The sequence below is a fragment of the Acinetobacter sp. EKM10A genome (assembly GCF_011075215.1).
Classification (GTDB): domain Bacteria; phylum Pseudomonadota; class Gammaproteobacteria; order Pseudomonadales; family Moraxellaceae; genus Acinetobacter; species Acinetobacter baumannii.
In genome coordinates this window covers 1-5,982 of the sequence record NZ_JAALLK010000033.1, presented here as the reverse complement: position 1 = coordinate 5,982, position 5,982 = coordinate 1, and the positions used below count along the sequence as shown (strand labels likewise).

Here is a 5,982-nt window from a genome sequence, read left to right as displayed (position 1 = left end):
AATTAATGCAAGCATAATCAGTGTAAAACATTTTGCATGTGACTTGTTCCACTTTAGATATTTGTTTAAGATGAGATATAGCTCATTGAAATGTGCCATCATATTCGTCGTCAGAAAACAAGTATTATGCCATTATTTCAATGAGTTATATTTTTTTGTCGTGTACAAAGATATTTTTTATTTAGTATCAATATATTGTAAGTAATTAGCCCATGATTTTTATTGACTTGAATGCCTCAATTCATGGCATAAACGGGCGCATTCATTGTTCAAGGTCAATTTTGAGAGAATAAAGCATATTTTTACGAAAAAACGTATTATTTCTATTTAAATGATAAAAATCATTATATTGTGAATTTAAGGACGTAATGATTATAAAAAAATGTGTTATTATTTGGTGCATTAGTCACTATAATTATGCATTTTTGCCTAGAATCTTGATGGCAAGCACTCAATTAATAATAATTCTCAATAATTGGTTATCATAAGCAATTAAACCGACTTTTTTGAATCAGAGCTTAATTTATATAACTTAAGTTAGATGTCGCCATTCTCCAGACTATTTAAATTACATTTATCTTATGTGATTGAGTTTATATTGGAGAAGACTATGGAACTGATTCGTTTACCAAATACCGCAACTGGTGATGACATTGCAAAAGCATTGAGAGAGCATGGTCATTGTATCATTGAAAACCTAGTTTCTCCTGAGATTATGGATCGTATTGCCGAAGAAACGCATGAATATGTTTATTCAAGTCCATATGGCGAAGATGTATTTTTGGGTAAAAAGACCCAACGTACTGGTTCTTTGGTGGCTCGTTCAAAAACTGCACGTGAAGAAATCATTACTCATCCATTAATGCTGGATGCGGCAAAAAAACATTTGCATAAAGCGTCTACGATTCAATTGCAATTAACCCAAATCATTACAGTTAATCCAGGTGCTCCAGCACAAGTATTGCATCAAGATCAATTGACTTGGGACTTTTTTGATTTTCCAGATGATTATGAACCACAGTTCAATACACTTTGGGCAATGACTGAATATACAGAAGAAAACGGTGCAACTCGTGTCGTACCAAACAGTATGTATATTGGTGCACGTCAAAAATTTACGCAAGATCAAACGATTGCTGCGGAAATGAGCAAAGGTTCTGTTCTAGTGTATACAGGTAAAATTTACCATGGTGCTGGTGTGAATAATACCGATAAAATTCGTCAAGCAATTAATGTGAACTATTGTGCAGGTTGGTTAAGACAGGAAGAAAACCAATATTTGGCAACGCCACCAGAAATAGCACAAACACTTGATGATGAATTGCTTAAATTGATGGGTTATCAATGTGCTTGCTTTGCATTGGGTTATGTACGTGATTTTGAAGATCCTTTGGATGTATTCAGGGGTAAAGCTGAGCGTCGTTCTGCGGGGTTAAACCTTGTGGTTGATACAGGTAATGACATCATCAAGGAATATGCTGTGGAAGTAGGGGATCGCACATGAAATTAAGTACACCAGATTTGGATTACTTCAAGCAAGATGTTTTTGATCTGTTTGCGTTCAGTCAAATAATAGAGGTCGGTAATACGGTATATCTTTCGGGCATTGCACCACTTAAAGGTGGCTTGGCGGATTTATCGCTGGTCGGAAGTACTGTTGCGGATCAATTAGATTTTGTTCTAAGTATTGCTAGTAAAAGTCTAAACAGTATTGGATTAGATTTTGGCAATATTGCAACGTGGACGATTTATACGACTGATATCGCTGAATTTACAAGCCAATCCAGTGATATTCTGAAAAAATATCTTGGCTCACATCAACCTGCATGTACTTTGGTTGAAATCAGTAAATTGATTCATCCAGAGCAATTGCTTGAAATTACGATTACAGCTGTTAAAGCATCATAAATCATATGATGGTTGCTTGATTTGGACCCAATCAAGCAGCCTCCTTTTGGGAGAATACTTCATGTTTGAGCATCCACCGACATTGCGACTGGTTGTGGTTTCTGGCGGATTTGGCATGCAATCCAAAACCGAAACATTGGTGCAAACGATTGCCGATGAAATTGCCAAACGACTTTCAGTTGAATTGGAATTTGTTAAATTTAGTGAAATTGGTGGCTTTATTGGTCAAACATTTGATCGTAAGCAATTACCTGAACATGTGCAAATAGCGTTGCATACAGTAGAAACGGCTGATGCCTTAATTGTGGGAACACCTGTTTACCGTGCGTCTTACCCTGGATTATTCAAGCACTTTTTTGATCTGATAGAGCAATTTGCTTTGGTGAATGTTCCTGTCATCCTTGCTGCATCTGGTGGCAGTGAAAGACATTCACTGGTGATTGAACATCAATTAAGACCTTTGTTTAGTTTTTTTCAAACTCAAACAATGTCATTGGGTGTGTATGCGACAGACAAGGATTTTTCCAGTGATTATAGGATTATTAATCATGAATTGTTAGAGCGTATTAGCTTGACAATCCAACGTGCCTTACCTATTTTACGAGCCATAAAATTAAGACATTTTATGAAAAACTAGACCGATTGCACAGATTCTTATATTAATTTAGGGACTTAAGAGATTTATTACAGAGTAGTTTAAGTGTGAAAATTGAGGTATAAATTACCATGCCGATGATTGAATGTATATCTTGCGAAGTGGTGCTACTCACTTTAAGATGCAAATACAACAAATTTTTGTCAATACCATTAAACTTACTAAGCCGCTTTTCGCATAGCCCCAGAATGATTTTATGTCATTAATATGACGTTCCCCACAAGCAAATTCATTGTTACCATGATCCACTCTCAAATGCTTGTCAAAAACAATATCAACTAAACGATCAAAACCTCTTCAGCCATCCGTATTGATTACTGAATCTAGGTCGATATGTCTACGGATAATCCCTTGAAGCGTGGCTTTGGAGCAATCAGTAACAATTTCTGTGTAGACATCCCCACCACGTATAAGTATTTCAAATACGATTTTTACCTTACGCAGCAGTGCTGCTCACTCCAGGACCTCTTTTACCTTTTACACGATGAGCACAAAAGTAGGATTTATCATCGACAGTTCCATTGAAAGGAGATACTTCTTCGCATTGACTCGCAATCTTTTTTACGTAATTGTATAAATGGTACTTAAGGAAGTTACCATACTTTTTAATATGATTAACTTCCTAAGCCCCCAATGTATTACTATACTTTCACCTCAGTAGTATACCAGTGAGCAACTATGTGAAATATCGTCACAACTGGGCTGTGCCCTATGATTAAATCACAGTGAGTACTCAAGCATTTTGCTTGCGATACAAGCTTGGTGAAACATGTGCCCAGCGCTTAAACGCACGGGTAAAATTCGATGGATCTTGATAACCTAATGTTTCTGCGATTTTCTCTATAGAAAGTTCTTTTTGATTTAATAACATCATGGCTTGCGTATATTTTTTGCTTTGTTGTAATTTTTGAAAATTCTGTCCTTGTTGTTTTAGTTGCCTATAAACGGTTTTGGTGGATACGGATTTTATTTGTGCGATGTCATTCAATGTGTGCATCGTCACATGATCAAAGGCTTGATTTTGATGATACACTGCCAATACTTGTTCGCAATGTGTGATGGCACGCTCAAAGCTTAACTTATTCGCACAAAAACTTTTTTCAGCTAGAAAATGCTCAGGAAAACGAATTTTCCATTCCGTCGCATGATACCCAATGTATATTCCAGAAGGAAAATCTTGGGTATTTTTTTCGCCTTTGAAAAATATATGAATATCAGATGCCTTAAATGGTAATATTTGCAATATAATTTTATAAAGGCAAATGATTGCAGATTTTAAAATAATCTTTTGGTATTTTTCATTGATAGGTAAAGTTGGTTGAATCTCTAATTCAACATTATTGCCGTGTTTTCGAGAGAGTAACGCCAATCCAATACCAAAGACATCCCAATATTTTAAGGCAACGTCTAATCCGGATGACAACGTTTCTGAGGATATGATTGCAGTGCCAATGGGGTCAAATAGTTGTGACGTAAATCGCCAACCAATTTCCTCACCAAGATCATGATCAGGAAGTTGTCGCCCAATCCAGTCTAATAACAAGAAATATTGTGTTAGTTCAACATGATCCTTAACAATATTTTGTTCACTACAAAATTTTGCCAAATCAACACCTTGTTCTTCAGCATAGTCCATATACGTGTCTACCAATATCGATGGTATCAACATTATTTCATCCCTTTTTGTTGTTTTGTCCGAAAATGACAGATTTTATGTCCGATCATGAGCTTCAATATTGCACCTTATGCTTACAAAATCTACTTGAATTGTTTGATAGGAAGCAAAGAAAATGCCAAAAGATTTTGTTTATGATGATGCAACTGCGTTAGTACAATCCATCCAAAATGGACAAATCAGTAGCCGTGAATTGCTGGAATCACAGATTGAACGGATTAATAAATACAACAAACACATCAATAGTTGTGTTGCATTTGATTATGACAATGCAAGGATTTTAGCAGATCAGGCTGACCTCGCCATCAAGCGACAAGCCCCACTTGGTAAATTACATGGCATTCCGATGACCATCAAAGATGCCTTTAAAGTGAAAGGCATGCCGTGTACCGATGGCAATCCAGAATTCCAACACTATGTCCCCACCGAAAATGCTGTTTCGGTCAATAAATTGGTCGGTGCTGGAGCCATTCCTTTTGCAAAAACCAATGTACCCTTTAAATGTGCAGATATTCAAACCTACAACAAATTTTATGGTACTGCCAATAATCCATGGAATTTAAATCTCACAACAGGCGGCTCATCAGGTGGTTCTGCTGCGGCACTAGCATCGGGATTTACACCGATTGAGCTTGGTAGTGATATTGGTGGTTCTATTCGAACACCAGCACATTTTTGTGGTGTCTATGGTCATAAATCCACCTATGGATTGATTGATTTCAGAGGACACATCATGAATTACGAGGACGAGTTATCCCAACCTGACCTTGCCGTCATTGGTCCAATGGCTCGTTCAGCACGGGACTTAAGTTTATTATTAGATGTTTTAGTCGAGCCAAATGCGGATGACTTTAGAGCTTTTAAACTCAAGGAATCTGAAAAACAAACCATTCAAGAGTTTAAAGTATTATTCTGGATGGATGATGAATCGTGTCCAATCGATTCACGGCTAAAGAAAAAATACGATCAACTTTTGCAAACCCTGCAAACTGCCAAGGTTAACGTGGATGTAGGTCGTCCAAAAAATTGGGATTTTGATGAAATATTTAAATCCTACGCCACTCGATTGATCAGCCAAATGACTTTTGCAGATCCTAAACTAAGTCGATTGTCCATGTCGGCATCTACGCCATTAATCAAATTACTTAATGGTAAAGCAGGCATTCCGCCTTTGGCCTATGGATTTACACAAGGTGCTAACCTGAGTCATGCAGAATGGCTTGCCAAATATGAAGAGTCATTGCATATCAAGCAAAAATGTCTTGAAATTTTTGCAGAATACGACGTCATTATTTGCCCACCTATTTTGACTCTAGCGTTTGAACACAATCATAAAGAACCTTTGATGTTTCGCACGCTACAAGTCGATGGAAGAAAACGTTTCTATCTTGAGTTATTCAAATGGATTTCGCCAGCAACTGTATTTGGGTTGCCATCAACCTCTGCACCGATAGGCTTATCTGAGGACAATCTACCAGTCAATATTCAAATATTGGGACAACCGTATGCAGACAAAGTCACCATTAAATTTGCTGAACTGCTTGCACAAATTACGGATGGATTCCAAAAACCGCCTTTGGATTTTTAGTTGCACTATCCATCATAGCGTAATTTAACAGTCTTTCACCGACTAGAAATCAATTGATTGACGATGTTTTGTTGTTTTACTTTGTACACGACAAAAAAAGATAACTCATTGAAATAATGGCATAATACTTGTTTTCTGACGACGAATATGATGACA

At 36.9% G+C, this 5,982-nt stretch carries 4 protein-coding genes and 2 pseudogenes; 4 read left to right on the top strand and 2 right to left on the bottom strand.

Going from position 1 to position 5,982, the window contains the following annotated elements; translation table 11 throughout:
• Nucleotides 1–610 precede the first annotated feature (610 nt).
• The 3 genes and pseudogenes from G9371_RS18860 to G9371_RS18850 all read left to right on the top strand — a co-directional run.
• Nucleotides 611–1,504 (top strand): phytanoyl-CoA dioxygenase family protein, encoded by an 894-nt coding sequence (locus G9371_RS18860; RefSeq protein ID WP_004758968.1) that lies wholly within the window; start codon nt 611–613, stop codon nt 1,502–1,504.
• The gene (locus tag G9371_RS18855; RefSeq protein ID WP_004758971.1) at nt 1,501–1,908 is read left to right on the top strand and encodes a RidA family protein; all 408 of its coding nucleotides are present in this window, start codon (nt 1,501–1,503) and stop codon (nt 1,906–1,908) included. The genes G9371_RS18860 and G9371_RS18855 overlap by 4 nt, the downstream gene beginning before the upstream one ends.
• A gap of 61 nt (nt 1,909–1,969) precedes the next feature.
• Nucleotides 1,970–2,509: pseudogene (locus G9371_RS18850) on the top strand (NAD(P)H-dependent oxidoreductase); the annotation flags it as partial.
• A 95-nt stretch (nt 2,510–2,604) separates the two neighbouring features.
• Here the strand turns inward: G9371_RS18850 and G9371_RS18845 are convergent.
• Together G9371_RS18845 and G9371_RS18840 are read right to left on the bottom strand one after the other, a co-directional pair.
• Nucleotides 2,605–3,125 (bottom strand): annotated as a pseudogene (locus G9371_RS18845) (transposase); the annotation flags it as partial.
• A gap of 171 nt (nt 3,126–3,296) precedes the next feature.
• A complete protein-coding gene (locus tag G9371_RS18840; RefSeq protein ID WP_000384164.1) occupies nt 3,297–4,199 on the bottom strand; it encodes an AraC family transcriptional regulator in 903 nt (300 codons plus the stop codon).
• 232 nt (nt 4,200–4,431) lie between these two features.
• On the opposite strand from G9371_RS18840, the gene G9371_RS18835 reads away from it, so the two are divergent.
• A complete protein-coding gene (locus G9371_RS18835; RefSeq protein WP_240489611.1) occupies nt 4,432–5,826 on the top strand; it encodes an amidase family protein in 1,395 nt (464 codons plus the stop codon).
• The last annotated feature ends 156 nt before the right edge of the window (nt 5,827–5,982 follow it).